Origin of the sequence: Rhizobium grahamii CCGE 502, assembly GCF_000298315.2 — a bacterium.
Lineage (GTDB): Bacteria > Pseudomonadota > Alphaproteobacteria > Rhizobiales > Rhizobiaceae > Rhizobium > Rhizobium grahamii.
Genome location: NZ_AEYE02000031.1, coordinates 346,401 through 372,289 on the forward strand (window position 1 = coordinate 346,401; position 25,889 = coordinate 372,289).

Here is a 25,889-nt window from a genome sequence, read left to right on the forward strand (position 1 = left end):
ATTCGATATTATCGAACATAACGATAATTACAATTCGTTGGAATCGATTAATTTGCCGGCGTATCAGTGGGGCAACCTCAAGAGGATATGCCCATGGCCGCATTCATTGTTTCCGGTATTGCGTCCAGTCCATCTGCGTCACGCTGCGTCCTGCATTTTACCCCGAACTGGTTTGCGGCGACGATGGGTACGGGCATCCTTGCAATCTGCCTCGCACAGTTTCCAAATGCGCCAGCACTCACCGCCGTCGGAGAAGTCCTGTGGCTGTCGAACATCGTGCTGTTTGTCGGTCTGGCGCTGCTCTATGCCGCCAAATTGATACGACACCGGCGCGAGGCTATGCGTATTTTTGCTCACCCGGTCGCTTCGATGTTCTTTGGATGCATTCCGATGGGGCTTGCCACGATCGTCAACGGGACGGTCATTTTCGGCATCGCGCGGTTCGGCGACGCGGCTGTTCCTGTTGCCATCGGCCTCTGGTGGTTCGATGCCGCACTTGCGGTGCTTTCCGGTCTTGCGATTCCGTTCGCGATGGTCACCCGGCAGACGCATGTGCTCGAAGAGATGAGTGCGGTGTGGCTGTTACCGGTGGTTGCCTGCGAAGTCACCGCGGCGAGCGGCGGGTTGCTGCTTCCTCACATTCCCGGCGCGAGTGACCAGATGACGGTGCTGTTTGCGAGTTACGTGCTCTGGGCCGCTTCCGTGCCGCTGGCACTTGGGCTGCTCAGCATCCTCTTCCTGCGGATGGTGCTTCACAAACTGCCTCCGGCCAGCATGGCGTCGACCGCTTTCCTGTCGCTCGGCCCGATAGGGACCGGCGCGCTCGGACTGAGCCTTTTTGCGCTGAACGGGAACGCGGTGCTCGCCGCCAATGGTCTCGGTCTGTTTGCCGGCGCAATGTCGGGTGCCGCATTCCTCGGCGCGATCTTACTTTGGGCTTATGGCCTGTGGTGGTTGGGCATGGCGCTGGCCATAACTGCCCGCTACGTGGCGAATGGCCTGCCATTCAACCTCGGCTGGTGGGGATACACCTTTCCGATCGGTGTCTACGCGGTTGCAACGATGCGTCTTGCGGCGGCGCTCCATTTTCCGGCGCTCGCGATGTTCGGTGCCGTTCTTGTGATCGTGCTCGCGGCGATCTGGATTGTCGTTGCAGTCAGAACCTGCTTCGGGGCCGTGGACGGCACACTTTTTGTAGATCCTAGTTTGGCTGACGGGGCTTCGTCGGGCCTCACCCGGTAAGGCTTGAGTTCATCGGTCGAAGCGACTGACCTCGATTCCGCTGCCGACCGGCAAAAGCACGCTGGTAATGCCGGGCCTGGCCCGGATCGCTTTGCCGTATTGCCTGACGTTCTCGTCGCCGGGACGCAGCATGTTGTCCGCAACGATGATCGCGCCGGGATTGAGCTTGGGATAGAAGGCCTCGAGGCAAGGCAGATACAAGTCCTTCCAGAGATCCACGAGGACAAAGTCGATGCCATCGGTGAGGTGGCCGATCATTTCTACCGCGTCACCGATCCGGAAATCGATCCAGTCAGCGAGCCCAGCCTTTATCGCCATCCCTTTGGCATGTGCCGACTTATACTCGTGCAACTCCATGGTGATCAGCCTGCCGCCTGCCGCCCGCGCCGCTTCCGCCAGCCAGATGCCGGAATAGCCGAAGGAAGTGCCAAGCTCGAGAATGACCGGCTTTTCGAGGCTCTTGGCGAGAATGTTGATAAGCTGCCCGGTTTCCCGACCGACCGCGCGCAAACGCATGTCCTGCCCTCCGTCGCGGCCGCCGGGTGCAAGCTGGCGAGGACTGTTCTGCTCCTCGCGGATCATGACATGGTAGGTATCAAGCACGTCCTGAATCTTGCCGTCCATCTTCGACTCCTCGAGGCGGTGCCCGAGTTGAGACACCCACATGCGCGGCCCTGCTGACAAGTTTTGCTCGGCAGTCGCTGGCATGAAAGTTAAACTTTGGCAACAATCGCCATTTACCGTCAGGCGTTGTTGCACGGCCCTGAGATGTCGGTTACATCCGGTTCTTCAACGGTCGGGCGTCGCTCGGCCGCGTAAGCGTTAACGTCACTCAACGCGTATGATCGAACGGCTCTGCGGCTTCGATCTGCGCGACTGTGTCCTGCGGATCGAGGTGAAGAGCCTCTGAAGGACACGATGGATAGCAATCAGAACTCAACTTACAGCCTGCCGGCTCCACAGATCGAACGGGTTCGTCATGAACTACGTCGCCGCTCCCTGACGGTCGCCGAAGTCACGGATATCACGCCGGGCATGCGCCGCATCGTCCTGACGGGCGACGACCTTGCGGACTTCATCAGCCTAGCGCCGGATGATCACGTGAAAGTCTTTGTGCCTGCGCTCGAGGGCGAGGCCCGTCGCGACTATACGCCACGGCGGTACGACAACGATGCCCGCACGTTGACGATCGACTTTGCCTTGCATGAAGCCGGCCCGGTGACCCAGTGGGCGATTGAGGCATCCGTGGGCGATACCCTTGCGATCGGCGGGCCGCGAGGCTCAGCGGTGGTGTCCTCAAGCGTGACCCGGTGGCTGCTGATCGGCGACGAAACCGCGCTGCCTGCCATGGGACGCCGGATCGAGGAAAGCGATGTCGGGATAGTGATCACCGCCATCGGGGCGGTGGCGGGGCAGGCGGAGAGGCAGATCTTCGAAACCAAGGCGGAACTACTTATGCATTGGGCGGAACGATCGCCTTCGGATGCGACGGATGCCGGACCGCTTCTGAGCATTTTGCGGGGGGTCGATATTCGGCCGGAAACTTTCGTCTGGGTCGCGGCCGAGGCGTCGGTTACACGCGCAATCCGCGCCTATCTTGTTACGGAGCGGGGCTATCCGTTGCACTGGATCAAGGCTTCCGGCTACTGGATCAAGGGCAAGGCCGATACCACGGAGAAGTTCGACTAGGTTCTGTTCAGGAGGCGCGCGCGTCACGGCTCGCTTCCTGCTCCTACGGACTCTGAAGAGCCGTTTTCGGCGTGAAATCGGTGTTCGCAACGTCGCTGCATCTCGGACCTTCGCAAGCAACGCGCGGTTGGAAAGTGTTTGACATACCCGGATCCACCATGGATCATACGCCTCATGGGGTCGCGATCACCCCACGAGGCGCCAGCCGAAGAGTCGCGTCCAACGAAGCCGCTAACACGGAGGGACGCGCAATGCCGTCATTCACCGAAATCTCAGCCGATAAACTGAACCGTCTCATTGGCACGCCCGGTGCGCCGGTGTTGATCGATGTGCGCAACGATGAGGATTTTTCCGCCGATCCTCGTCTCATTCCCGGATCAATCCGCAGGCCGTTCAGGGATGTGGATCAATGGGGCCATGAAATCCAAAGCCCAGCAGTGATCATCTGTCACCATGGCGCCAAGCTCAGCCACGGCGTTGCCGCGCATCTTCGCTTCATGGGCGTGCAGGCAGAAACGCTGGAAGGCGGGTTCGAAGCGTGGATCAAGATGAGCGGCCTTGCTGTGCCCTCGGACAAGCTGCCGTCTCGTGATACCAAGGGACGAACCGTTTGGGTCACGCGCGCGCGCCCGAAGATCGACCGTATCGCATGCCCCTGGCTGATCCGTCGCTTCGTCGATCCGTCGGCCGTCTTTCTGTTTGTTCCCACCGCGGACGTCTTGATGGTCGCCGACCGTTTCGGGGCGACACCCTTCGATATCGAGGACGTCTTCTGGAGCCATCGCGGCGATCGTTGCTCCTTCGACATCATGGTGGAGGAATTTGCCATTCAATCCGACGCGCTCCTCAGGCTTGCGACAGTTGTCCGGGCGGCCGATACCGCAAGACTCGATCTTGCGCCCGAAGCGGCCGGATTGCTGGCGGCTTCACTCGGGCTTTCGCGGATGTTTGCCGACGACCTTGAACAATTGGAAGCAGGCATGACCCTATACGATGCCTTCTATCGATGGTGCAGGGATGCGACCGACGAGACACACAATTGGCCCTCGGCGAAGAGGGGAAGCTGAGATGGCCAACCTTGTCACGGATACGCCCGCCGACGATACCGCGGGCGGGACGGGTCACGGTGTCTCCTTCGGTGACGCCTTTCGCGTCTGGTTGCGGGTGGCGGCGCTGAGCTTCGGCGGCCCGGCGGGGCAGATCGCCGTCATGCACAGGATCGTCGTCGACGAAAAGAAGTGGATTGGCGAGCATCGTTTTCTGCATGCCCTGAACTACTGCATGCTGCTGCCGGGGCCAGAAGCGCAACAGCTCGCCATCTATATCGGGTGGCTCATGCACAGGACGGCGGGTGGGCTCGTCGCCGGCATCCTTTTCGTTGTGCCGGGCTTCCTTTCCATCCTTGCCCTCAGCTACGTCTACGTACTGTTTGGAAACGTCGATGCCATCGAAGGCATGTTCTTCGGTCTCAAGGCCGCTGTCCTTGCGGTCGTTTTGCAAGCCGTCATCCGGATCGGTGGCAGGGCGCTGAAAAATTCGGCGATGGTCGCCATCGCGGCCGCCGCGTTCGTGGGGATCTATGTTCTGCATATCTCGTTTCCGTTGATCATCCTGGCGGCGGCGATCATCGGCTTTTTGGGTTCGGCAACCGGCTCGAAGCCCTTCCAGACAGGCAATGGCCATAAGGCCGCTGCCGGTCGCGTGCTGGCCGACGTCGATTCCGCGCTCGGCGAGGAAACGCCGGTCCACGCGCGGCCGAACTTGTTATGGTCATTGAAGATTTCGGCCGTCATGCTGGCGTTGTGGCTCGGACCGCTCTTGCTGCTTTACGTGTTCCGAGGCGGCGATGATGTGTTTACGCAGATCGGCGTCTTTTTCAGCAAGATGGCCGTGGTGACTTTTGGGGGCGCGTACGCCGTGCTCGCCTATGTCGCCCAGGAGGCCGTTCAGCATTATGGTTGGCTGCGCCCAACGGAGATGCTCGATGGGCTCGGCATGGCCGAGACGACGCCCGGCCCCCTGATCATGGTTCTCCAGTTCGTCGGCTTCATGGGAGCTCACCGCGATCCAGGTGGTCTCGATCCGATGGTGGCCGCGACCTTGGCCGCAATCCTCACGACCTGGGTGACCTTCGTGCCGTGCTTCCTGTGGATCTTTCTGGGTGCGCCCTTCATCGAAAAGCTCAGGGGAAATGCAGCGCTCGCAAGCGCGATGTCGGCCATTACCGCTGCGGTGGTCGGCGTCATCCTGAACCTCGCAATCTGGTTCGGCTTGCATTTCCTGTTTACCGAGACGCGCATCCATCGGGTTGGCCTCATATGGATTGAGGTGCCCGTCTGGTCATCGCTGGCTCTGCCGTCGCTCGTTCTCAGCATCGCGGCTGCCGTTGCCATCTTCCGGTTCAGACTGTCGGTGATCCCCACATTGCTCGCTTGTGCCGTGGCCGGAATGCTTTGGAAGTTGCTCGGGGCGGCGCTGTAACAGCGGCAGCACAGGGCATGTGCCAAGCGACACCTCACTGATGAAACTTGCATCCTCTTGCGCCGGAACCCAATCCTTTCTATATCCTCGCCAACGAAAGTCCGGCGGCCGATCCCGCGCGGACGCATGAAATCCGCCGCATCTTATGGGTGGATCACAACAAGCTTAGAATTGGCAGTCACCCGTGAACACACTGGATTTTGAAAAGAAGCCGGAAGATACCCGCGTTGTCGTCGCCATGTCCGGCGGCGTCGATAGTTCCGTGGTGGCAGGCATTCTCAAACGCCAGGGCTATGACGTGCTCGGCATTACGCTGCAGCTTTACGATCACGGCGCGGCCGTTCATCGCGCAGGCTCCTGCTGTGCCGGCCAGGATATCGACGATGCCCGTCGGGTCTGTGAGACGCTCGGCATTCCTCACTATGTACTGGACTATGAGAAGCGCTTCCGCGACACGGTGATCAATCCATTCATGGAAAGCTATGTCGCCGGCGAGACGCCGATCCCCTGTGTCTCGTGCAATCAGACGGTCAAGTTCGCGGATCTGCTGGCAACGGCCAAGGAGCTCGGCGCCGATGCGCTTGCAACCGGCCACTACATTCGCTCGCGGCCCAATCCCGCGCCTGGCGACCCCGGTCGTCGCGCGCTTTATCGTCCGGCCGACTCCGATCGCGACCAAAGCTACTTCCTTTTCGCGACGACGCAGGAGCAGATCGACTATCTGCGCTTTCCGCTCGGCGGCCTGCCGAAGGCCGAAACCCGAAAGCTTGCCGAGGACATGGGTCTTGTGGTCGCCAAGAAGGCGGACAGCCAGGACATCTGTTTCGTGCCGCAGGGCAAGTACTCCGACATCATCAACAAGTTGAAGCCGAATGCGGCACTCGCAGGCGAAATCGTCCATCTGGACGGCCGCGTTCTCGGCCAGCATGACGGCATTCTGCACTACACCATCGGCCAGCGCCGCGGCATCGGCATTGCCACCGGCGAGCCGCTTTATGTCGTCTATCTCGATGCCCGCTCACGTCGGGTCATCGTCGGACCGAAGGAAGCGCTGGAGACGCACCGCGTCTATCTGCGGGATGTCAACTGGCTGGGAGACGAGCCGCTCGCCGAAGCGGCCTCGGGCGGGGGCTTCGAATGCTTCGCCAAGGTGCGCTCGACACGCGCGCCGACGCCGGCCGTCCTGCATGCCGATGTGACCGGTATCTACGTCGACCTCGCGGTCGGCGAGGCCGGTGTTGCACCGGGCCAGGCCTGCGCGCTCTATTCGGCGCCCGGCGACGACGCACGCGTCTACGGCGGTGGTTTTATCGAGCGCTCCGAGCGCGAACCGGCGGCGGAGGCCTCGCTGAAGGCGTTGCTGGCAAGCCCTATCGCTGCCTGAAACAGCCTGTGGTATTTTCTCGATCATGCGCTTGACATGACCGCAAGGGTCACCATATAAGCCGCTCATTCGACGGGCCGGGCGTTTAGCAAATGGCATCGTTGGCAGATGGCTGGGTAGCTCAGTTGGTGAGAGCGCAGGATTCATAACCCTGAGGTCGGCGGTTCAATTCCGCCCCCCGCTACCATCTTTATCACTGGCGCTTCCGTGTTAGCCAAGTTGGACAGTAGCCATTAGTTCGACTTCCATGGCTCGATCGGCCTACCATCGTTATGTCGCCACGGCGTAACAGGCCCGCCCGATAGGATAGGTTTCCACGGCGGCGCCTTCCTGCCGATGGTAGTGGTGCGGAACTGTTAACGGCAGCTCGCGTCTTCTTAGTGGAAGACATCCCACCAGTCTTTCTCTTCCGCTTCGTTCATCATCTCCAAATTCTCGATTATCTCGATTAGCTTGGCGGCCGTCATATCTTGAACTTCAGAGATCGTGTCCTCGCTGACAATCATGACAGTCCAGGTACCATCAGAGTACCGGAATGCGAGAAAGGCGGGTTTGTCGTTCACGACTGTTTCTCCTCTGACTTGCAGGATGAGCAGGACAGCAGGCCGGATCAAGGATGTCTACTCGCAGTCAAAAAGGTTCCCGGATATTGTGGAGGGATCAAGTCCGCAATATCCGGGATGCACTGTGTCCTAGGGTATGAGGACGTTTGGAAGGCTACAGTATCAATTGCTCCTTGCCGTCTTTCGAAAGTCGAACGATTTGTTGGACTTAGGTCGGAGCAAAAGGCGCCCTAGGCCTGATTTTCAGACTAGACAGGACGCTGGCGATCGAGCGTGACGAGAAGCCGCACTGGTAGAGCACTATGGATCGTCCCATCTCTAAAGCATGAATAAGAAGCAATTCGTCGGTCTAAGCATTACGGTGTTGGTCGGTCTTACCTGCGTGCTGCTGGTGACGGCTTCGATCCTCGGCCCTACGGTCGCGGTTCCGCCTCTCTAACGGCATCGGGCAAGCATTCTGCCGATATCGCGCAGCCAGACGCCGTCAATCTGCCTCGGCACCCTCATGACGAGGGGTGCGGCGCTGATGTTGCGGCGGCGGATTGTCGTGGATATTGAGACGACGGATATCCGGTAACTGCTATGCACGCACCTTGCTGGCCCATGGTAAAGCTAATCCCTCTTGGGGCTGTGGGCTCTCTTCATCAGGGTGGATTTGATAGTCAATAGTGACAGCTCGAAGGGGCGCCAGGTTTGAAGCCGTGGTCGCAAACCGGATTCATAGGGCGCTTGCGATCCATCATTCGGGGAGTCAGAAACCGATTGGTCATCGGTGTGGTGGATCCAGTCGTTTGCTTGCTCACAGCTGTTGGGGTGCCTTTCTTCGCAGCCGATGACGCCGCCGCAGCAGGCGCAAAGTTCGAAAGACCAAAGAGTGCAGCGACCGCTGCAGGTGCCAACGGTGTATGAACTAATGGTGTCACCGCGCCAGTATAGGGAGGCAGCCTTGGCCGCAACGCGGTTGCCAAGCGGATGTTTCCGCCTATCTCAAGGGGTCCGCAAGCAAGGAGTTGGCATGAACAGTCGTAACGGTCTCTTCTTAATTATCGGTGCTTTGCTCGTCGTCGTGGTGGGCATGGGGGTCTACATTTATCGCGAGCAGAGCAAGCCCTCGGGTGTGGACATTTCTATTGGTGAAAAAGGAATCTCGTTGGAAGAAAAATAGGGATTGGGGTCCGGAATGCTCGGGTGCACCCGCGGGGGCAATCCCGAGCATTCCGGTGTCCATGGGTTTGGACTACACACGATTACGTGGTCTAGATTGGATAGTTGGGCCAAAGTCCCTAAAGGGTGGCAGCTCGCATAGTGCTCCCGGGGACATTCAAAAATCTATTTCAATTATTTTGGAGGTCGCTAATGTGACCTCATGGCAAACCGAACGGTGCGGCTTACACAGGGCGCAGCGGGGACCGAGCATCCTGTACAGGACGAAATCTCGACTGCCAGAGGGAGAGAAGCTTAGCTCTTCGGAGGCAACGCCTGAGCTTCTCTCCCGATCATGGAGCTGAGGCTCTCAGCAAAAGCGACGACGACACTCAGAATTACCTTCAGCTACGAAGCCACGGCCGCATGTCCAGTTGGCAGGACCGTCTGCACGATGCGGCAATGATCCAGCCGCGCACTTCCACGCAAAAGGGACCAAAGCGGTCGAAGCTTGAAAATTTGCCTGCGTTGATTGACCGGGGTTTGATCGCTGTCTAGCCCGGCTCGCACCTACCAGCGCATATTCTTCCGTGGAACCTTCAATAAACTTCGGCCGTACGCCTTTCTCATTGGGCCACGATATGCACGATAGCAGCGCGCAACACAGATCGGGTTTGAGAATGGCAAAGAAACCGAAACTGGAACATTCCGAGCTCGCCGGCGAGTTTACCGAGGATGGTGTGACCGTACTCGTCGATATTTTCCGCCCGGCCGGCTCGAACGGCGACTGGAAGATGGAGGTGGTGACCCAGCACGAGGACCTCATCGAATGGGAAGAGCCCTTCGCGACCGATCGCGAGGCTTTCGACGAGTTTCTGGCTACGGTCGCCCGTGAGGGGATCAAGACATTTCTGGAAGACGAGGACCCGTCGGTCCACTAGCTCCTTTGGGGTCGTGTAGGTATGCGGCTGGTTAGGCAACGGAGGATCGCGCCCTAGATGGGTTAGGTTCTGAAAATTGGGGACATAGTCACCCGACTTCAGTCGCGCCAGCAGGACAACATGGTTGCTGCCGCCGTGGTCGATGACGACCGACAGCGCCAGTTTGTTTGGCGCAAAGCCGACGCTGAGCAACGTTTTCACCTTGAGCGGGGCATAGTCTTCGCAATCGCCTTTGCTGTTAATGGGCAGAGACCAGTCTCGGACTTTCCTGATGTCTGTGCGTCCGTTGCCGGCGTTACGCCGGCGTTGACCTGCCGGTTACCTTTTGGAGCAAGGGCATAGCCTCATGGTCGGTCATCTCGCGCCCCCCGCCATGGCAAAGCCAAGAATGGCGCGCGCATGCGGAGGGAAGCCAATCGGCGCTCCGATCGAACGCGATGCGTGAAGGGCCTGGCGGCAACCAGCGGCAATCAGAGTGGCAACAGCCAGGGCGGCGGCAACCAAGGCGGCAATAGCCAGGGTGGCGGCGGCGAAGGCGGTGGCGGCCAGGGTGACGGTAGCCACGGTGGAAACCACTAGACTACGAACGGACTGCCGTTGCGGCGACCGCTGTCAAGTCAGAGCCCGGGCATTCGCCCGGGCCTGGTCATTTCCTGCCGCTTGCTTCTGTAGAGCCAGCACTCTCAGAATTTGTAGCCAACGCCGACGGTCACGACGTTTTGGTTGAAGTCGGTGTCGACGCCGCGCAAGTCCTTGCTGCTATAGTCGTTGTAGCGATATTCGACCCGCCCGATGATATTGTTGGTGAAGGCATAGTCGAGACCGGCTCCAACGGTCCAGCCGGAGAACGTCGCATCATCATCGCCAACAGGGGTGCTTACGTGGCCCCTGGCGCCGGTCCAGCCGGCAGCACCATAAAACAGCGCGTGATCGAGAGCGTAACCGACGCGGGCGCGAACGGAGCCTGTCGTGTTGAACTTGTATTCATTGCCGCCAACCGTTTCCTCGTCCCAATTGTAGGAAGCGTCGCCTTCGACGCCGAGGACGATGTTGTTGTCGAGTTGCCAGTTATATCCGGCAAAGCCGGTGACGAGGCCGCCGTTGAGGTTGGCGTCGCCGATGCCGGAGAAGTCACCGTTGCCCCACGCGCCGCCACCCTGCAGGCCGAGATAAAAGCCGTTCCAGGTGAATGTGGGCGCCGCTTCGGCAACCGGGGCCGCCGGCGGTTCGCTCACAAGGTCCGCGGCGCATGCGGTTCCCGCGAGAGCAATCATAGCTGCGGAGACGCCAACTATACGGAAATACATGATAAATCCCTCTCCTATGACAAGGGTCCACTCAAGTTACACGCCGACCAAGGCCAGCCCCGATCGATAATCGTGGCCATGCGGCATGCATCACACTTTCAGTGGAAATGTCCGCCCACAGGACCAAGGCGCTAACGCCGCCCTATCCGAGAAGGTTCCATCACGAACTTCTGATGTGCGGGAATGCTAGCATTACAGATGTGGCGTACGTTGCGCCTTGCTCATCCGTTGGCCAGCGCCGCGTCCCGATCGAAGATGAAGGAGCGTGTGTCTTCGGCGGGCATAGGCTTTCCGAAAAGATAGCCCTGGCCGACATCGCAGCCGAGCTGAAGCAGGTGACCGAGTTGGCGATGCTCCTCGATGCCTTCGGCGGTCGTTTGTATGTTGAGGCTGCGACCGAGGCCAAGCATGGCGCGAATGATCTTCTCCTGGCGATCGTCATCGCGGTAGGTCGCGATGAAGCTCTTGTCGATCTTGATCTTGTCGAAGCGGTATCGGGCGAGCTGGGCGAGGCTGGAATAGCCCGTGCCGAAATCGTCGAGGGCAATCTGCACGCCGGCGTCGTGCAGTTCATCCAGAATGATGGCGGCAACCGCCGGATCCTGGATCAGCGCATTCTCGGTGATCTCGATCTCAAGGCGGCGTGGCGGCAGGCTGTTTGCCGAGAGCACCTTGAAGATGCGCGAGGCTAGCAGCTTGTCCTCCATCTGTACCGGAGAGACGTTGAACGACAGCATGACGTGATCATCCCAAGCCAAGGCATCGCGGCAGGCCTGCGCAAGAAGATCCTCGAACAACTCGGTGATCATGCCGGTTTCTTCGGCAATGCCGATGAAGACCGGCGGCGGAATGGCAACGCCCTCTTCATCCGTCCAGCGCGCCAGCGCCTCGAAGCCGCAGACCGTGCCGGTCTTGAGATCGATCAGCGGCTGATAGAACGGCCGGATAGCCTTCTTTTGGATCGCAATCCGGAGCTTCGATTCCAGAGTGGCGCGTTTTGCCACCTTATCCTGCATCGAGGCTTCAAACGCCATGTTCTGATTGGGACCGCGTGACTTGGCCTCGTACATGGCTAGATCGGCACGATGGGCGGCGTCCTCCAACGGCTCCCGACCTTGTTGCCAGCGATCGTAGCCGACGCTGGCGCCGACTTCGGCGGCAACCCCATTGATATGGATGGGGCGCGTTACGGCCTGGATAAGCAGGCATGCGAAGCGCTCCTCGTGCCGCGGCGAGAGGCCGAGCGCGACGACGACGAACTCATCACCGCCAAAACGGTAGACGCAGTCAGCGTTGCCGATCGCGCAGATGCGCTTTGCCACTTCGATCAGCAGGGCGTCGCCGCCATTGTGGCCCACAAGGTCATTGACCTTCTTGAAGCCATCGAGGTCGATGGAGAAAATTGTAACATTCTGCTCCCATTCGTCGCCCTCGACGTCCGTCTTGGTCCTTCGCGGAAGTACCTTGCGCTCGAAGGCATAGCGATTGGGAAGCTTGGTGAGGTGGTCGTGAGTTGCCGTCCAGTCGGCCTTGGCCTGGGCGCTGGCCCGCAATTCCATTTCCTTGCGCAGGTCGACGATGCGCAGGATCGAATAGACAAAGCTCATCGCGCCGCCTATGCCGAGCGCGAGGACGAGTTTGTCCGCACCATAGCTCTCGTAAGCGCCGACGAAGGCGACGAGCCAGTTATCCAATTCCAGGATCGCGCCGACGAGCCACAGCGTTACTCCCAACGCCATGACCAACAGGCATTGCCTTCCGGCTCTGCTCTGGAAGAATACCGGCATGCTTCACTCCATCTCCACCCGAGCGCCGGTGTATCATTGAAGTCTGAAGCGTTTGTTGAAACCAAGGGGCGAATTCTTGGTATCCGCGCTTACCGGAAAAGGAGAGCGGTTCGAAAGGCGAGCGGCGCGGCCGCCCGCCTGTCGCTGTCAGCGGATCAATAAAGACGCGCCAATGACGAGCAGAAGCAGGGTACCGGCGGCGGTCATGCGTAGCAGGCGCGTGCGCCGCATCTGGGCGCCACTCCAATCATAAGGCATTTGGTCCTCCTAGGGGCAAGGAACACGGCGAATATGTCGGGTCGGAAAGCTATGGCATTGTTCGCTTGCGTAAGGCTGGCCTAAATTAATGCTCGCAAAATTAGGATGCCGCGCCTTCCACGCGCAGCGACCACCGGCTGCCATTGCTGGTCATGTGGACGACAGCGAGTGGTTCGATATCGGCGATCCAGAAGGAGGATACCGGAGCTTGTAGCGTGTTGATGATCGCTGCCCTGATGACCGCGGCATGAGTGATGGCGACGATATGGCCACCGGCCTGCAGGCGCTCGCTCATCCAGGCTTTTACACGCATGCAAACGGCGGCGATTGCCTCGCCACCGTGCGGCGCTTCTTCCGGCCGCGCCATCCAGGCCGCCAGATTTTCGGGTTCCGCCTGCTGGATCTCCGCAATCGAGCGTCCCGCCCAGCGGCCGAAGTCGCAATCGGCGAGTGCCTCGGAAAATTCCGCTTGCAGGCCAAGCGCATCGGCCGTCTGCTGCGCGCGCAATGTCGGGCTGGCAAAGACGCGATCGGCCCGTCGAAGGCGCGGGGCGATTGCCTGCGTGGCGATCATCGCCTCGTCGTTCAACGGCTCGTCCTTCGGGAACCGCGCCTCTCGGTTGGCGGCAGTGGAACCATGGCAGATCCAGGTCAGGCGCGTCATCACTCGATCGTCTCCGGATACCGGGGAAGGAGAACTGTCGTTCTATGAAGTTTCGTTGACAGGTTCGAAGCCGCAGATATAACGGTTATGTTGTGGGTTTGGAAACCGGTGAAATTCCGGTGCGGTCGCGCCACTGTGATCAGGATGAGGATACCTCGGACTGGAAGTCAGACCCTGCCACGCAACAATTCTCGACTGAACGCGTCATTCCAGGAGGAATACATGTCTGACTCTACTTTTACGCCCGTCGCCGTACCGGCTCCGATTCCGGTTGGCGAGCTTTTGCCCTGGGCCATCTTCGGCGGTCTGCTGATGCTCATCGCCATCTATTTCGTCGGCACCGAAGAGGGCGCGATGGCGCTTTTCAACGGTATGTACGTGCACGAGTTCGTGCATGACGGCCGGCATTTGCTCGGCTTCCCCTGCCACTAAGGGAGTTCCGAACATGGTTGGAAATCTTTTGCTTCGCGGGATGCTCGCGGGCCTGATCGCTGGCATCCTCGTGTTTGCCTTTGCCCACACCTTTGGTGAGCCGCTGGTCGACCAAGCGATTGCGTTTGAGGAAGCCGCAGCGCAGGCAGCCGGCGAAACGGCCGAACCCGAGGTCGTCAGCCGCGCCACGCAGGCCGGCATTGGTCTCTTCACAGGCGTAATGGCTTACAGCATTGCAGTCGGTGGGCTGTTCGCACTGGTTTTTGCCTTTGTCCAAGGCCGCTTCAGTGGTCTCGGGGCACGTGGAACGTCGGCAGTCATCGCGGTTGCGGCCTTCGTCTCGGTTGTTGTCGTGCCGAATATCAAATACCCGGCCAATCCGCCGGCGGTCGGCAATCCGGATACGATCGGCGTCAGGACTGAACTGTTCTTCCTGATGATCGTCGTTTCGATCGCCGCGCTCGTTGCCGCAATTGCGTTTGCACGCCGCCTCACATTACGGTTCGGTGCCTGGAACGCGGCGATCACAGCGGGTATCGCCTATATCGTCTTCATCGGTGTCGTGCAGTATCTGCTTCCGCCGATCAACGAGGTGCCGGAGAACTATTCGGCGGCGGTCCTTTGGCGTTTCCGTACGACCTCGATCGGCATGCACCTGATCTTGTGGAGCGTCCTCGGTATGGCCTTCGGTGTGCTCGCCGAACGCAAGCTTGGCGCCGTTGCAAAGCTGCGCGCTCGCGCGCCGGCCTTCCATTGATCGGAGGGGCTCTGGAGCGATCCGGAGCCTCATTCAAGGGATGATCTTTCGGCACTCAATTTTCCTTTTGTCCCTGCTCGCGCTGCTGCAGTTTTGCTCGGTTGCGGAAGCTCACCAGCGCAGCGGCAGCGGACCTCATACCGGCATTGCGATTGCCGAAATCTCACATGGCGAAATGATCATGATCGCCGAGTATCGCGATCGGATCATCGGTCTCGCGGCGCGCGCGACGGACACGACAGAGCCATTCCGGCGTGTGCTGAACTACGCCCAAATTCAGCATGCCTACTGTTTGTGGGGCAAAATGCCTGGTGGGGTGACCGACGAGGCCAGCCCGTTCAACGAATGCTCGCACGCCTATCTCGCGGCAACGAAGGCCGTGCTGCTATCGATGCGGAGCATGGGCGGCGAGGCTGTCGAAGCCGAGGCCATCGTCTCGACAATCGATGCCGGCATGGTGTTGCGCGGCTTGGCGTTGATCACCTGCGAGTTCAGCGGCGAGGCGTTCAACACGGCAGATATCGTTCGTCCCTCCTGGAGCGCTGTTCCGCGGCATCCTGCCAGCCTGGCGACGTTAACGGCGCTCGCCGCGGCGCTGATGGCTGCGGTCTATGGCGGGCGGCGCCTGCTCCGACGGATCGCACCCTAACTTTTCTCGACATCGCGGTCGAAGTGCGTCGCCACCAGCATGGCGGCAAGGTGCACGGTATTCTTTGCGCCGTAGCGCTCTTTCATGCGCTCCAGCCGGTGCTCGACGGTTCGATGCGAAATGCCGAGATCAGCTGCGATTTCCTTGGCCGTAGCCCCTTCGGTCAAAAGCTGGATCACCGCTTCGTCGGTCGCATCCATGCGAGCCTGCTGCTGAGGCGGGTTGAACATGAACCGTCCGTTCGAAACTGTCAGCAGCCAGGACGGGCGCCGCGCCGTTGTCTTTTGCGGAAGGATCAGCCGCTCATATCCGAGATTGACGCCAAGGACCCTTGTCTTGACCAGTTCCATAGACGGCTTCTGCGTGGCAATCACCTCGCGATAACGCGGGATGACGGCCGTTTCCATGTACGCACGATCCCTAAACTCCCCGATGCGTTGATCGGCGAACAGCTTGTTGATGTTCAGCAGGCGTGAACTGAAGCCAGAGGGGCGCACGACCTTGAGATGCCATTGCAGCGGGTCCTCTCCATCGAGAACCACAAGCGTCATCCTCATCCGGATCGTCAGCAGATCGACAACATCGCGATAGATGTCGTCAGGTGCAGCGGGCATCTGCGACGTGGTATGCAGCCAGGCGTCCAGCAGTTTCTGCGTGATAGTGTGAAATGACGTGTCCTTGTTCATCAACCCATACGCGATATCCGGAATCGGTATGCAACAACAACCCAAAATGGGTAAAGGTTCAATAGCGGCAACACCTAAATTGTCGTAAGGTATTAATTTGTCGAATATATCACTTTCGATATCAATTCTGAGGTGAATCTGTTCTCGTGTTAATTACCCTTTATGCGGGTCCTCGAAGCCTGTTTGAAGAGGCGACGACAGGAGGCCAGCAAAACCATAGCGGGCAGGTGATGCGTGTGGTTCTGCGCGCCCCGCGCGGAGCAGCAATCGCGACTGGTATCAATCGCCGGAATAGCGCTGCTCGCGCCAGGGGTCTCCGCGCATGTTATAGCCGTTTTGCTCCCAGAAACCCGCCGCATCGACCGGCAGCAACTCGATCCGTCGCAACCACTTCGCGCTCTTCCAGAAATAGAGATGCGGAACCACGAGCCGCATGGGGCCGCCATGGTCACGAGTCAACGGCACACCCTCCCACGATGTCGCCAGGATCGCATCCTCCGCGGCAAAATCTGCGAGCGGCAGGTTTGTCGTGTAGCCGTCGTAGCTCGTCAGCATCACGTAATGGGCTTCCGGCTTGGGCATTACCTGATCGAGCAGGTCGCGGGTCGATACGCCCTTCCACTTGTTGTCATAGCGCGACCACGTCGTCACGCAGTGAATGTCGGTGACCTTCAGGCTCTGGTCCAACGCCTGGAAGGCGGCCCAGGTGAGGTCAAGTGGCGATTCGATGAGCCCACGCACCTCCAGACGCCAACTGTCGATCGAGATCATCGGCTGCTGGCCGAGATCAAGGACAGGCCAATTCTTGACGAGATGCTGGCCAGGCGGCAGTCGCTCTGCTTCCGGCCGACTGATGCGACCGGTGAGGAACTTTCCTTCAGCTGCCCAGCGGCGCTTCGATGTCGTGAGCTTGCTGTCGGTTGAGGTTTGATCGTCGCTCATCGGTGGCCCTTTCGCGTTGCGGCAATTAGGCCATTCGCCTTCGCGGACTGTCAAGCGCGGGGTCACGGCAACACCTGCCGAGGTCGGCCGTTGACGATGCAGGCCCATCGAAGAGATTGAATTTCCCGGGCATTTGCTAAATAAGATGGACCACAGCCGGCGCCGTTTTGGCGCCTGCTTGCATTCATAGGACATCCGGCACATGCCCATTCCAGCCCGGATCGAAAACGATCTGCCATTCCTGACTTCGCTGCGTCGCGATCTGCACGCCCATCCCGAGCTTGGCTTCGAGGAGCAGCGCACGAGCGACATCGTCGCGCGGTTGCTCGAGGAGGCTGATATCAAGGTGCATCGCGGTCTCGGTGGTACCGGTGTTGTCGGCACGCTGCAGGTCGGCAATGGGACGCGGACGATCGGGCTGCGAGCCGATATGGATGCGCTTGCGATGCCGGAGATGGCGGATCGCCCGTATAAGTCCAAATTCGCCGGCAAGATGCATGCCTGCGGACATGACGGGCATACGACCATGTTGCTCGGCGCCGCACGGCATCTGGCAGCGACGCGCGAATTTTCCGGAACGGTGCATTTCATCTTCCAGCCGGCCGAGGAGGGCAGAGGCGGGGCGCGCAAGATGGTCGAGGATGGTCTTTTCGAACTCTTCCCGTGCAATGCCGTCTATGGGCTTCACAACATGCCGGGTCTGGCCGTCGACGAAATCGCCGTGGTCGAGGGGCCGCAACTGGCATCGTCGGACAGTTGGCGTGTGATCTTCCGGGGTACCGGAACGCATGGCGCCAAGCCGCATCTCGGCAAGGATCCGATCACGGCTGCCGGCACCTTCCTGACCTCGTTGCAGACGATTGTCGGGCGCGTGGTCGATCCGTTGCAGCCTGCCGTCGTCAGCGCCTGTTCGCTGCAGGCGGGTGACCCCAAGGCATTGAACGTGATCCCCGATATCGTCGAAATCGGGGGGACTGCCCGGGCCTATTCGCCTGAGGTCCGCGACCAGCTCGAGGAAGAGATCGGACGGCTTGCGAAGGGTACGGCGGCGATGTTCGGCATTGCTGTTGATTACCAGTTCGAACGGCGTATCCCGCCCGTCGTCAACGACCGCGATGCGACCGCGCGTGCGCTAGGCGCTGCCGGAGCCGTCTTCGGGGAGAAGGTGCGCACCAGCTTCCCGCCGTCAACGGCAGGTGATGATTTCGCCTTCTTCGGCCAGAATGCGCCGGGATGTTATGTCTGGCTCGGAAACGGTCCCGCTGTCGATGGTGCCCTGCATCATAATACCGCGTATGACTTCAACGACCATGCCATCGGTTATGGCGCGGCCTTTTGGTCAACGCTGGTCGAGCGCGAGCTGAAGGCCGCGCTCTAGATCACTTGCCTTCAGCGATAGACTGGGCAGCCGGGGAGCGACACCCGGATGCTGCCGTCATTCGCTGTCGAGAATCTCGATCACGGGGCTTTCGAGCACCTTGCCGGTCAGGACGTCGGCAATCCCCCGATCCGTCTGATGCGGGCCGACGTTGCAGGCAAGAGTGGCGCCGAAGCAGGCCTTGAAGACGAGGTAGGGTGGCTTCCAGTCGACAATCTTTTCCATTGCCTTCCGGATCGCCCGGAAAGACGCGGCCGTTTCTTCCAGAGGGGCTTCGGTGACGAGGCCGGATACCGGGAGGGGCAGAAGCGCTTCAATCTGGCCATCTTTGGCGACAGCCATGCCGCCGCCGGCCGATATCACCGCGTTCGCGGCGACCGCCATGTCGCGCGCGTTGCCGCCGAAGACCGTGAGGTTGTGGCTGTCGTGGGACACCGTTGTGCAGAAGGCCCCCCGCCATTCTCCCCACCCTGTCAGGAAGCCGACCCGCGGCCGACCGTCGATCTTGCCGTACCGATGCGCGACGGCGATCATGGTGCTTCCGGCCGGAGGCACGACGAAGCCATCGTCGACGCCGGTTTCCGCCTCGCCCCACTGCGTGAAACGGGGGCGGTCGATCGTGGCGACACGAACGCGCTTGCCGGTGGAGGGAACCCTGAAGTCATCTTCAGTCAGGGCCGTCAGCTTGACTGAGTCCTGCAGGGCTACGGTATCGAACGAGCGCAAGTGGGCGTTCATTTCTCCGGATGTCGAGACGATTGCGCCATTGGCGATGACCGCCTTCGTGGCAAAGCCAACGAGATCTTCGAAGAGCACGATATCGGCGCGTCGACCGGCGGCAATCAAGCCAAGATCCGAGCGCTTCAATCGCTGCGCGGCATTGAAGGTGGCGGCTCTTAGCGCCCATTCCGGCTTCATGCCATAGCTGACGAGCCGGCGGATGACATCGTCGAGACCCCCGCCGTCCTTCAGCTCATCAGGGAACACGTCGTCGGTGCAGAGCGTGACCGTCGATGGCAAATGGCCGATGCCGTTGAGCGCGGTTACGAACTCCTGCAGCAGATGGTCATGCGAGCCGCGCAATTCGATGGTGAGCCCGGCGGCGAGCTTCTGCAGCAGGTCCGCGCTGGAAGTCAATTCGTGGTCGGAGCTGACACCGGCAGCCATGAAGGCGTTCAGGTCGGCGCCTTCGAGCCCGCGCGCGTGGCCGCAGACCAGCTTTCCCGAAGCGAGGCCGGCATTCACGATATCGGTCATGCGTGGATCGCCGTCGATGACGCCGCGCATGTTCATCACTTCGGCAACACCGCCGATGCCGGGCCACCGCAGCATTTCGGCGATGACCGATGCGTCGAAATCGGCGCCGGCGACTTCAAGGCCTGGAGCGGAAGGAACGCAGGACGGCGCAAGCACAATCGTGCGGAGCGGGAGGCATCGGGACGCTTCGATCGCCCAGCGCACGCCGTCGAGGCCATGCACGTTACCGAACTCGTGCGGATCCCAGACAACAGTCGTAACGCCGCGCGGAACGACTGCTTCCGCATAGGCGGCGGGCGTCACCATCGAGCTTTCGATATGCATGTGCGTATCGATGAGGCCGGGCGAAATGATGCTGCCTGCTGCGTCGATTGTTTTGGCTGCATCGGTCCGGCTGCCCGGCGCGTGGACGCTTGCGATCAGCGCTCCGACAATGCCGATGTCCGCTTCCCGGGTCAGTCCGGTGACGACATCGAGCAGACGCCCGCCCGAGATCAGCAGGTCGAAAGGCGCATCACCGCGCGCGGCGGCGACGGCACGGGCGCGAAGTGTGGGATCGTTGAGATCCTTCGGTTCCGCGATCATCGGCTTGCCTCATCAATCAGTGCGCCGAGGATCAGGGCGCGTGCCTTTTCAGCGTCGACATCGACGGCGTATTCGGCGTTGAAGGTTGCATGCGTCGCCCGGGTCTCGACCACGGTGCGGCCACGCGTGTGCTGGCCCTGCAGTTCGGCGTCGATCCGCGCGGGACGGAAGGTCACGATCTCGGTTGAGACGAAGGCGACGGCGGCGGAGGGATCGTAGATCGCCATTCCCGTTCTGCCGCGGCTGGTTCCGATGCCGATATAGCCGTCGAGCATGTCGGCGATCAACGCTGCGTTTGCACCGCCTGCATTTCGCGCCGGGCCAACGTCGTCAGGTGTCGCGATGACCTTGCGGCAGAGATCGAGGTCGACCATGCGCAGCGGCAGATTATGGGCGAGAACGATGGCAAGTGCTTCCGGGTCGGCCAGCGCGTTGAACTCGGCCGATGCCGTGTGGTTGCCTGCGGTGATGCCACCGCCCATCCAGGTCAGTTCGGTGATGCGGGCGGCGAGGTCCGGGCGTGCCAGTGCGAGAGCCGCGAGGTTGGTCAACGGGCCGAGCGCGAGGATACGATGCGGGCCCTCAGTTTCCAGCCAGCTGCAGAGGGCAGTGAACGCGTCGCTTTCCGGCAAGGCCGGCGCGGGGGGCAGGCCTTGGCCTGCGGTTGGAATGCCTGTTTCTCCGAGGATCGCCTGCGCGGTCTCAAGCGAGCCGAGGACGGGCATGGCGCGACCACTGTGGATCGGGAAAGTCCAGCCGAAGGCCCTGGCAGCACCTGCGGCGTTGACGCGCACTTGTGGCAGCGGCGTGTTGCCGAAGACGAGCGAAACGCCTGCTATGTCGAGCTTTGCGTACGCCACCACGAGGATCGCGGCGATGTCGTCAAAGCCCATGTCGGTGTCGATCCAGACGCCCATGATGTTACCTGTAACGTGAGAGGGGCGCTGCAGCGGCAAGCGGCAGGTCGAAGGGAAGCGTCGAGCCGATCGCATGCGTCGGCAGCTCGGCATCGACCTCGGCTTTGATTGATCCAAGCGGCGTGTCGAGCAGATATTCGCGGGTGTTTCCGGCAAACGAGGTGCCGCGCACGGTGCCTTGGAAAGGACCTGAACCAAGGTTCACCATGCGCGGACGCCAGGCCAGGCCCTTTGCGGCCTGCGGCGCTGGAGCGGAAAGCTCGACGAGTGAGTTGGATGTCGCGAGCTTCCCGTTCTCCAGCGCAAAGACGTTTTCGAAGCCGACGAAATCGGCGACGAAGGCCGAGACGGGCTTGTTGTAGATTTCTTCCGGCGTGCCGATCTGCTCGATGCCACCGTTCAGCATCACGACGATCCGGTCGGCGAGCGCCAGCGCTTCAATCTGGTCGTGGGTGACGAAGATCATCGTGACGCCGGTTTCCTTCTGGACGCGCTGCAGCTCGGCGCGCATTTCGAGGCGCAGGCGGGCGTCGAGATTGGAAAGAGGCTCGTCGAGCAGCAGCACCTTCGGCTCCATGACCATGGAGCGCGCAAGGGCCACGCGCTGCTGCTGGCCGCCGGAGAGTTCGGCGGGCTTGCGATCGGCAAACTTGGCGAGGCCGACGGACTTGATGCCGGCGCTGACCTTGGCATCGAGATCCTTGCCGCCAATGCCCTTCAGACGCAGGCCGAAGGCGACGTTCTGATAGACCGTCAGATGCGGGAAGAGCGCGTAGGACTGGAAGACCAGACCGACATTGCGCTTGTTGGCGGAAACGCGGGTGATCTCGTCGCCATCGAGCATGATGCGGCCGGATGCCGGGGAGAGCAGCCCCGCGATCGAGCGCATCGTCGTCGTCTTGCCGCATCCGGAAGGGCCGAGCAGGGCGACGAGCTCTCCCTTGGCGATCTGCAAGTCGAGATCCTTCACCGCGACCGTATCGCCGTAGGCAAGCGTCAGCTTGTCGAGTTTGAGATAGGCGTCAGACATAACGAGAGAATCCCAGGAAGCGTTCGGCAAGGAAGACGATGCCGATGGAAAGGAAGGCGAGCAGCGAGGAGAGGGCCGCGATCGACGGATCGTAGGTGGTCTCCATGTAGCCCAGCATGTCGATCGGCAGCGTGCGCACGCCGGGACCGGAAAGGAAGAGCGAGACCGGCACCTGATTGAAGCTGGTCACGAAGCCGAGGATGAAGGCGGCGAGGATGCCGCCACGGATATTCGGCATGACGACGCGGAAGAAGGCGCCGACGCGTGAGGAACCGAGCAGGACGGCTGCCTCCTCCATATCCGACCGCAGGTTGTTGAGGCTGGCTGACACGACGCGGACGGCATAAGGCAGCACAAGCGCCGTGTGGGCCATGAACAGCGCCAGCGTGATGTTGAAACCGAACGGCACGACGAGATAGCGCAGCAGCGCCAGACCGACGATGATGCCGGGCACAATGATCGGCAGCGATACGATCGTGCGGACGGTTTCGCCGAAAGGTAGCTTGTAGCGCGACAGCGCATAGGCGGCGGGGATGCCGAGGATGAGCGCGGTCAGCGTGCCGAAGACGGCAAGGAACATCGACATCGCGAAGCTCTCGCGGAAGCTGTCGATCGTAAAGACCTTGGCCACCCACTTGAGAGAAAGACCCTGCGGCGGGAAGGCAAGCGTGTCGCCGGCGGATAGCGATGCGGCGATGATGATGAGGAACGGGCCGATCAGGAAGATCAGCAACAGGCCGAGAACCAGCGGAGAGAGAATACGCGCGGTCATCGCTTGTTCCTCGCGGTCGCAAGGCGCTTGAGCAGGATGTTGGCGGCAAAGCTCATGACGATCAGCATGAAGGCGATGACGCTTGCCGAGACGAAGTTGTTGGCAACCGACACCTGCTGATAGAGCAGCGTTTCGAGCATCAGCACTTTCGAGCCGCCAAGCACGGCGGGCGTGATGTAGGCGGTCAGGGATCCGGTGAAGACGAGCGTGCCGCCGACAACCAAACCTTCGCGGGTGAGCGGCAGGATTACCTTCCAGAACACCTGGAACCAGTTGGCGCCGAGCACACGGGCGGCGGGAATGGCATCCTTCGGCATGTTTTCAAGCGCGCTGATCAGCGACAGGATCATCAGCGGCAGGAAGAGCTGCAGCAGGCCGATGAAGACGGCGGTCTCGGTGAAGAGCAGGCGCAGTGGCCCGTTGCTGAGACCGAGGCCCTGGATGGCCTGGTTGACGATCCCGGTCCGGCCGAGAATGACGATCCAGGCATAGGTTCGAGCGACCGGCGAGATCATCAGCGGCAGGGTGATGAGGCCGATCATCCGGCCCTTGCCCTTGGGCGGCAGGTTGACGATCGCGAAAGCGGCGGCATAGCCGATCACCGTTGAGACCGCCGTGACCTCAAGCCCCAGACGGAAGGTGCGCAAGAAGACCGTACGGTTCAGCGACTCGGAAAAGAAGTCGGTGTAGGCGCCAAGCGTCCAGCCGCCATCGATACGGAAGCCTTCGGAGAGGAGGACGATGACGGGCAGCAGGAAGACCAGCGCGGCAAAGACTGCTGCGGGCAGGGCAAGCGCCAAGGCTTCTGCGCGGTTCTGAAACATGAAAGGACTTTCGACGAATGGATGGGCCGGCTCCGGCAAACAGCCGAGCCGGCCTGGAGATTACTGGCCGACCTTCTCGTTCCATTCCTTCAGCCAGGCGGCGCGGTTGTCGAGCGCGGCTGCGGACGGGATGAGCTTCAGGCTCTTGGCGGTTTCTTCGCCATAGGTCAGGTTGTTGGCGGCTTCGTCGGAGAGCTTGACCTCTTTATTCGCCGGGCTGTCGACCAGCTTTTCGGCAAGCTTCGTCTGGATTTCGGTGGAGAGCCAGAAGTCCATGAACTGCAGGGCGAGATCGCGGTTCTTCGAGCCCTTCGTGACGACCATCACATTCATGCCGCCCGTCTGGCCTTCCTTGGGTGTTGCCCATGCAACGGGGACGTCGAGCTTGGTGAAGCCGGCCCAGGAGAAGCGGCCGATCGGGGCGGCCCAGATCTCCTCCTGCTGCATCAGCTGTACGAGCTGCGAGGACTTCTCATAGAATGTGACGATCTCGTCCTTCTTTTCGCCGAGCGCTTCGATCGGGGCCTTGAGGTCCGGGTTGTCGCTGCCGAGCGCCTGGCCGAGCATGAAGAGTGCTGGCGGACCCTGGTTGGTGGTGACATTAGGGAAGGCGACGTGGCCGACATATTCAGGCTTCAGCAAGTCGGCCCAGGACTCGATCTTCATCTTGTCGGAGCGGTAGGCGATCGAGGTGGCGTAGAAGGTGTAGCCGACGCTCATGCCGTCGCCGTTCGGATCCTTGGCGAGGTCGTAGAGCTTCCCGAAGTTGGAGAGCTTTGCGGTATCGACCTTGTCGATCAGATCCTTGCGCGTGGCCGACAGGGCATCGGCCATGGAGACGACAGCCATGTCGATGACCGGGTTCGCCTTGTTGGCCTCCATCTTGGCAAGACGCTCGACGCTGTTGCCTGTCTCGACAACCAGCTTGCAGCCGCACTTGGCCTCGAAGGGATCGTAGACAATCGACTTGAAGTCATCCTGGGCAAAGGCATAGACGGAAATCGTCAGCGTCTTTTCCTCTGCCTTCGCAGCGAGGGGCGACAGCGCCAATAGCGCGGCCGAAGCGATGAGGGCATTCTTCATGTCAGCTGTTCTCCGTCTGTCAGGATATTCGTGTCGGGTCCGCCGGCCCGGAGGACTGGCGAACGATCAGTTGCATCGGAACTCGGTCGGTCTCGGACTCCACAAGTACGCCCTCGCGGCTGCCACGCGTCTGGATGGTCTGCAGCAGCGACGAGATGGCGATCTCGGCGATCGTGTGCATATCCATCGCCACCGTGGTCAGCGAAGGGGTGATGACCGGCGACCAGATGAGATCATCGAAGCCGGTAACACTTGCGACGCTTGGCACATCAATGCCGTCGCGCTGCAATTCGGTGAGGGCTCGCAAGGCCTGCAGATCCGACAGCGCTGCGAATGCCGTGTAGCCCTCGCGCACTTTCTCAGCGAGGCCCAGGCTGCAGCCACTGCCGCTTTGCCGCTCCAGCGTCTCGATCCAGAGCGTTGCCGAACTCATTCCGGGGCGGAGACCCGAGCGGATGCCGCCCACGCGGTCGTTCTGAACGTTAGAGCCCGGATTGTTGCCGATGATGAGGATGCGCCGATGTCCAAGCTCGGCCAAATGGTTGCCGATCACCCAGCCGCCTTGCATGTGATCGGCGGCAACGGTGTTGCCAGGGGTGGATGCTGTGTCGATGACGGCGACTGGGCAGGCAGCGGCGGAAATTCGTGTCGCGCGGCGCGGTATGATCACCATGCCCTCGACGCCGCGCTCGACCAAGCGGTTGATCGCCTCGGTCTGGGTGGCGACGTCCCCCCGGGAGTCGGCGATGAGCACGCCGTAACCGGCGGCAGTGGCGGCGAATTCGATCGCCTGGGCGAGCTTAGGGAAAAGTGGGTTGGCGATGTCAGGCAAAACAAGGCCGAGGACGCCGCTGCGCCCGGTGCGGAGCGCGCGTCCGGCTTGGCTCGGAACGTAGCCGAGTTCGGCGGCGTGTTCCTTGATCCTCTCTGCCAGTTGTTCGGAAACGCGGCCTTTGCCAGAGAGCGCATTGGAAACCGTCGCGACAGATACGCCGAGCGACGTCGCAATTCTGCTCAGGTTCGGTCCAGGTCGCGTTGGAGGCATGGTTTCCGACATACGGAGATTAATCGTTTAATCATTGCGTACATCAGGCCGGGGAACTTGTCGAATCCAAAAT

26 protein-coding genes, 1 tRNA gene and 1 pseudogene are annotated in these 25,889 nt (G+C 60.8%); 12 read left to right on the plus strand and 16 right to left on the minus strand.

Features of this window, described 5'->3' with window-relative positions:
• The first annotated feature begins 93 nt into the window (after nucleotides 1-93).
• Entirely contained in the window at nucleotides 94-1,242 is a 1,149-nt protein-coding gene (locus RGCCGE502_RS26210) for a TDT family transporter (RefSeq protein ID WP_016557232.1), read from the plus strand.
• Between the two features lie 9 nt (nucleotides 1,243-1,251).
• Here RGCCGE502_RS26210 and RGCCGE502_RS26215 read toward each other — a convergent pair whose 3' ends face one another.
• Nucleotides 1,252-1,866: an O-methyltransferase gene (locus tag RGCCGE502_RS26215; RefSeq protein ID WP_019280721.1), complete on the minus strand. Its 615-nt coding sequence runs from the start codon at nucleotides 1,864-1,866 to the stop codon at nucleotides 1,252-1,254.
• Between the two features lie 294 nt (nucleotides 1,867-2,160).
• On the opposite strand from RGCCGE502_RS26215, the gene RGCCGE502_RS26220 reads away from it, so the two are divergent.
• The 5 genes from RGCCGE502_RS26220 to RGCCGE502_RS26240 all read left to right on the plus strand — a co-directional run bounded on the left by RGCCGE502_RS26220 (nucleotide 2,161) and on the right by RGCCGE502_RS26240 (nucleotide 6,983).
• Nucleotides 2,161-2,931 (plus strand): siderophore-interacting protein, encoded by a 771-nt coding sequence (locus tag RGCCGE502_RS26220; RefSeq protein ID WP_016557234.1) that lies wholly within the window; start codon nucleotides 2,161-2,163, stop codon nucleotides 2,929-2,931.
• Nucleotides 2,932-3,182: 251 nt separating this feature from the next.
• Entirely contained in the window at nucleotides 3,183-3,998 is an 816-nt protein-coding gene (locus RGCCGE502_RS26225) for a chromate resistance protein ChrB domain-containing protein (RefSeq protein WP_016557235.1), read from the plus strand.
• Between the two features lies 1 nt (nucleotide 3,999).
• Nucleotides 4,000-5,412: a chromate efflux transporter gene (gene chrA / locus RGCCGE502_RS26230; RefSeq protein WP_016557236.1), complete on the plus strand. Its 1,413-nt coding sequence runs from the start codon at nucleotides 4,000-4,002 to the stop codon at nucleotides 5,410-5,412.
• A 184-nt stretch (nucleotides 5,413-5,596) separates the two neighbouring features.
• On the plus strand, nucleotides 5,597-6,796 hold the full coding sequence (gene mnmA, locus RGCCGE502_RS26235; RefSeq protein ID WP_016557237.1) for a tRNA 2-thiouridine(34) synthase MnmA: 1,200 nt from the start codon (nucleotides 5,597-5,599) through the stop codon (nucleotides 6,794-6,796).
• A 110-nt stretch (nucleotides 6,797-6,906) separates the two neighbouring features.
• Nucleotides 6,907-6,983: transfer RNA gene (locus RGCCGE502_RS26240), tRNA-Met, on the plus strand.
• 190 nt (nucleotides 6,984-7,173) lie between these two features.
• On the opposite strand, the gene RGCCGE502_RS26245 is transcribed toward RGCCGE502_RS26240, so the two are convergent.
• Nucleotides 7,174-7,359: a hypothetical protein gene (locus RGCCGE502_RS26245; RefSeq protein ID WP_016557238.1), complete on the minus strand. Its 186-nt coding sequence runs from the start codon at nucleotides 7,357-7,359 to the stop codon at nucleotides 7,174-7,176.
• 1,015 nt (nucleotides 7,360-8,374) lie between these two features.
• On the opposite strand from RGCCGE502_RS26245, the gene RGCCGE502_RS37540 reads away from it, so the two are divergent.
• The gene (locus RGCCGE502_RS37540; RefSeq protein WP_016557239.1) at nucleotides 8,375-8,524 is read left to right on the plus strand and encodes a hypothetical protein; all 150 of its coding nucleotides are present in this window, start codon (nucleotides 8,375-8,377) and stop codon (nucleotides 8,522-8,524) included.
• A 658-nt stretch (nucleotides 8,525-9,182) separates the two neighbouring features.
• Complete coding sequence (locus RGCCGE502_RS36820) at nucleotides 9,183-9,443, plus strand: hypothetical protein (RefSeq protein ID WP_016557240.1); 261 nt, start codon at nucleotides 9,183-9,185, stop codon at nucleotides 9,441-9,443.
• A 93-nt stretch (nucleotides 9,444-9,536) separates the two neighbouring features.
• On the opposite strand, the pseudogene RGCCGE502_RS38820 reads toward RGCCGE502_RS36820, so the two are convergent.
• The 5 genes and pseudogenes from RGCCGE502_RS38820 to RGCCGE502_RS26275 all read right to left on the minus strand — a co-directional run.
• A pseudogene (locus tag RGCCGE502_RS38820) lies at nucleotides 9,537-9,716 on the minus strand (transglutaminase-like cysteine peptidase); the annotation flags it as partial.
• A gap of 81 nt (nucleotides 9,717-9,797) precedes the next feature.
• Complete coding sequence (locus RGCCGE502_RS38295) at nucleotides 9,798-10,007, minus strand: hypothetical protein (RefSeq protein WP_244441794.1); 210 nt, start codon at nucleotides 10,005-10,007, stop codon at nucleotides 9,798-9,800.
• A 119-nt stretch (nucleotides 10,008-10,126) separates the two neighbouring features.
• The gene (locus RGCCGE502_RS26265; protein ID WP_016557243.1) at nucleotides 10,127-10,750 is read right to left on the minus strand and encodes an outer membrane protein; all 624 of its coding nucleotides are present in this window, start codon (nucleotides 10,748-10,750) and stop codon (nucleotides 10,127-10,129) included.
• Between the two features lie 221 nt (nucleotides 10,751-10,971).
• Nucleotides 10,972-12,537 (minus strand): putative bifunctional diguanylate cyclase/phosphodiesterase, encoded by a 1,566-nt coding sequence (locus RGCCGE502_RS26270; protein ID WP_016557244.1) that lies wholly within the window; start codon nucleotides 12,535-12,537, stop codon nucleotides 10,972-10,974.
• 358 nt (nucleotides 12,538-12,895) lie between these two features.
• Nucleotides 12,896-13,459 carry a histidine phosphatase family protein gene (locus RGCCGE502_RS26275; protein WP_016557245.1) on the minus strand — a complete coding sequence of 188 codons (564 nt, stop codon included), beginning with the start codon at nucleotides 13,457-13,459 and terminating at the stop codon, nucleotides 12,896-12,898.
• 222 nt (nucleotides 13,460-13,681) lie between these two features.
• Here RGCCGE502_RS26275 and RGCCGE502_RS26280 point away from each other — a divergent pair, with 222 nt between their 5' ends.
• The 3 genes from RGCCGE502_RS26280 to RGCCGE502_RS26290 are packed head-to-tail and all read left to right on the plus strand — an operon-like array spanning nucleotide 13,682 to nucleotide 15,297.
• Nucleotides 13,682-13,891: a CbtB domain-containing protein gene (locus RGCCGE502_RS26280; protein ID WP_016557246.1), complete on the plus strand. Its 210-nt coding sequence runs from the start codon at nucleotides 13,682-13,684 to the stop codon at nucleotides 13,889-13,891.
• A 13-nt stretch (nucleotides 13,892-13,904) separates the two neighbouring features.
• Nucleotides 13,905-14,648, plus strand: a complete 744-nt coding sequence (locus tag RGCCGE502_RS26285; protein ID WP_016557247.1) for a CbtA family protein — start codon at nucleotides 13,905-13,907, stop codon at nucleotides 14,646-14,648.
• 40 nt (nucleotides 14,649-14,688) lie between these two features.
• Entirely contained in the window at nucleotides 14,689-15,297 is a 609-nt protein-coding gene (locus RGCCGE502_RS26290; protein ID WP_016557248.1) for a hypothetical protein, read from the plus strand.
• Here the strand turns inward: RGCCGE502_RS26290 and RGCCGE502_RS26295 are convergent.
• Both RGCCGE502_RS26295 and RGCCGE502_RS26300 read right to left on the minus strand, forming a co-directional pair.
• Nucleotides 15,294-15,983, minus strand: a complete 690-nt coding sequence (locus RGCCGE502_RS26295) for a helix-turn-helix domain-containing protein (RefSeq protein WP_016557249.1) — start codon at nucleotides 15,981-15,983, stop codon at nucleotides 15,294-15,296. The genes RGCCGE502_RS26290 and RGCCGE502_RS26295 overlap by 4 nt on opposite strands.
• 279 nt (nucleotides 15,984-16,262) lie before the next feature.
• Nucleotides 16,263-16,925, minus strand: coding sequence for a sulfite oxidase-like oxidoreductase (locus tag RGCCGE502_RS26300; protein WP_016557250.1), 663 nt, complete (start codon nucleotides 16,923-16,925; stop codon nucleotides 16,263-16,265).
• A gap of 202 nt (nucleotides 16,926-17,127) precedes the next feature.
• Between RGCCGE502_RS26300 and RGCCGE502_RS26305 the strand changes: the two genes are divergently transcribed.
• Nucleotides 17,128-18,303 (plus strand): M20 aminoacylase family protein, encoded by a 1,176-nt coding sequence (locus tag RGCCGE502_RS26305; RefSeq protein WP_016557251.1) that lies wholly within the window; start codon nucleotides 17,128-17,130, stop codon nucleotides 18,301-18,303.
• A gap of 57 nt (nucleotides 18,304-18,360) precedes the next feature.
• Here the strand turns inward: RGCCGE502_RS26305 and RGCCGE502_RS26310 are convergent, their stop codons facing one another.
• Genes RGCCGE502_RS26310 through RGCCGE502_RS26340 form a run of 7 tightly spaced genes read right to left on the minus strand, consistent with a single transcriptional unit; the run spans nucleotide 18,361 to nucleotide 25,816 of the window.
• On the minus strand, nucleotides 18,361-20,145 hold the full coding sequence (locus RGCCGE502_RS26310; RefSeq protein WP_016557252.1) for an adenine deaminase: 1,785 nt from the start codon (nucleotides 20,143-20,145) through the stop codon (nucleotides 18,361-18,363).
• Nucleotides 20,142-21,062, minus strand: coding sequence for a nucleoside hydrolase (locus RGCCGE502_RS26315; RefSeq protein WP_016557253.1), 921 nt, complete (start codon nucleotides 21,060-21,062; stop codon nucleotides 20,142-20,144). The genes RGCCGE502_RS26310 and RGCCGE502_RS26315 overlap by 4 nt, the downstream gene beginning before the upstream one ends.
• Before the next feature lie 4 nt (nucleotides 21,063-21,066).
• Complete coding sequence (locus tag RGCCGE502_RS26320; protein WP_016557254.1) at nucleotides 21,067-22,092, minus strand: ABC transporter ATP-binding protein; 1,026 nt, start codon at nucleotides 22,090-22,092, stop codon at nucleotides 21,067-21,069.
• Nucleotides 22,085-22,864, minus strand: a complete 780-nt coding sequence (locus RGCCGE502_RS26325) for an ABC transporter permease (protein ID WP_016557255.1) — start codon at nucleotides 22,862-22,864, stop codon at nucleotides 22,085-22,087. The genes RGCCGE502_RS26320 and RGCCGE502_RS26325 overlap by 8 nt, the downstream gene beginning before the upstream one ends.
• Nucleotides 22,861-23,688, minus strand: coding sequence for an ABC transporter permease (locus RGCCGE502_RS26330; RefSeq protein ID WP_016557256.1), 828 nt, complete (start codon nucleotides 23,686-23,688; stop codon nucleotides 22,861-22,863). Before RGCCGE502_RS26330 ends, RGCCGE502_RS26325 begins: the two co-directional genes overlap by 4 nt.
• Before the next feature lie 60 nt (nucleotides 23,689-23,748).
• Entirely contained in the window at nucleotides 23,749-24,771 is a 1,023-nt protein-coding gene (locus tag RGCCGE502_RS26335) for an ABC transporter substrate-binding protein (protein WP_016557257.1), read from the minus strand.
• Between the two features lie 19 nt (nucleotides 24,772-24,790).
• Nucleotides 24,791-25,816: a LacI family DNA-binding transcriptional regulator gene (locus RGCCGE502_RS26340; protein ID WP_016557258.1), complete on the minus strand. Its 1,026-nt coding sequence runs from the start codon at nucleotides 25,814-25,816 to the stop codon at nucleotides 24,791-24,793.
• Nucleotides 25,817-25,889: the final 73 nt, after the last annotated feature.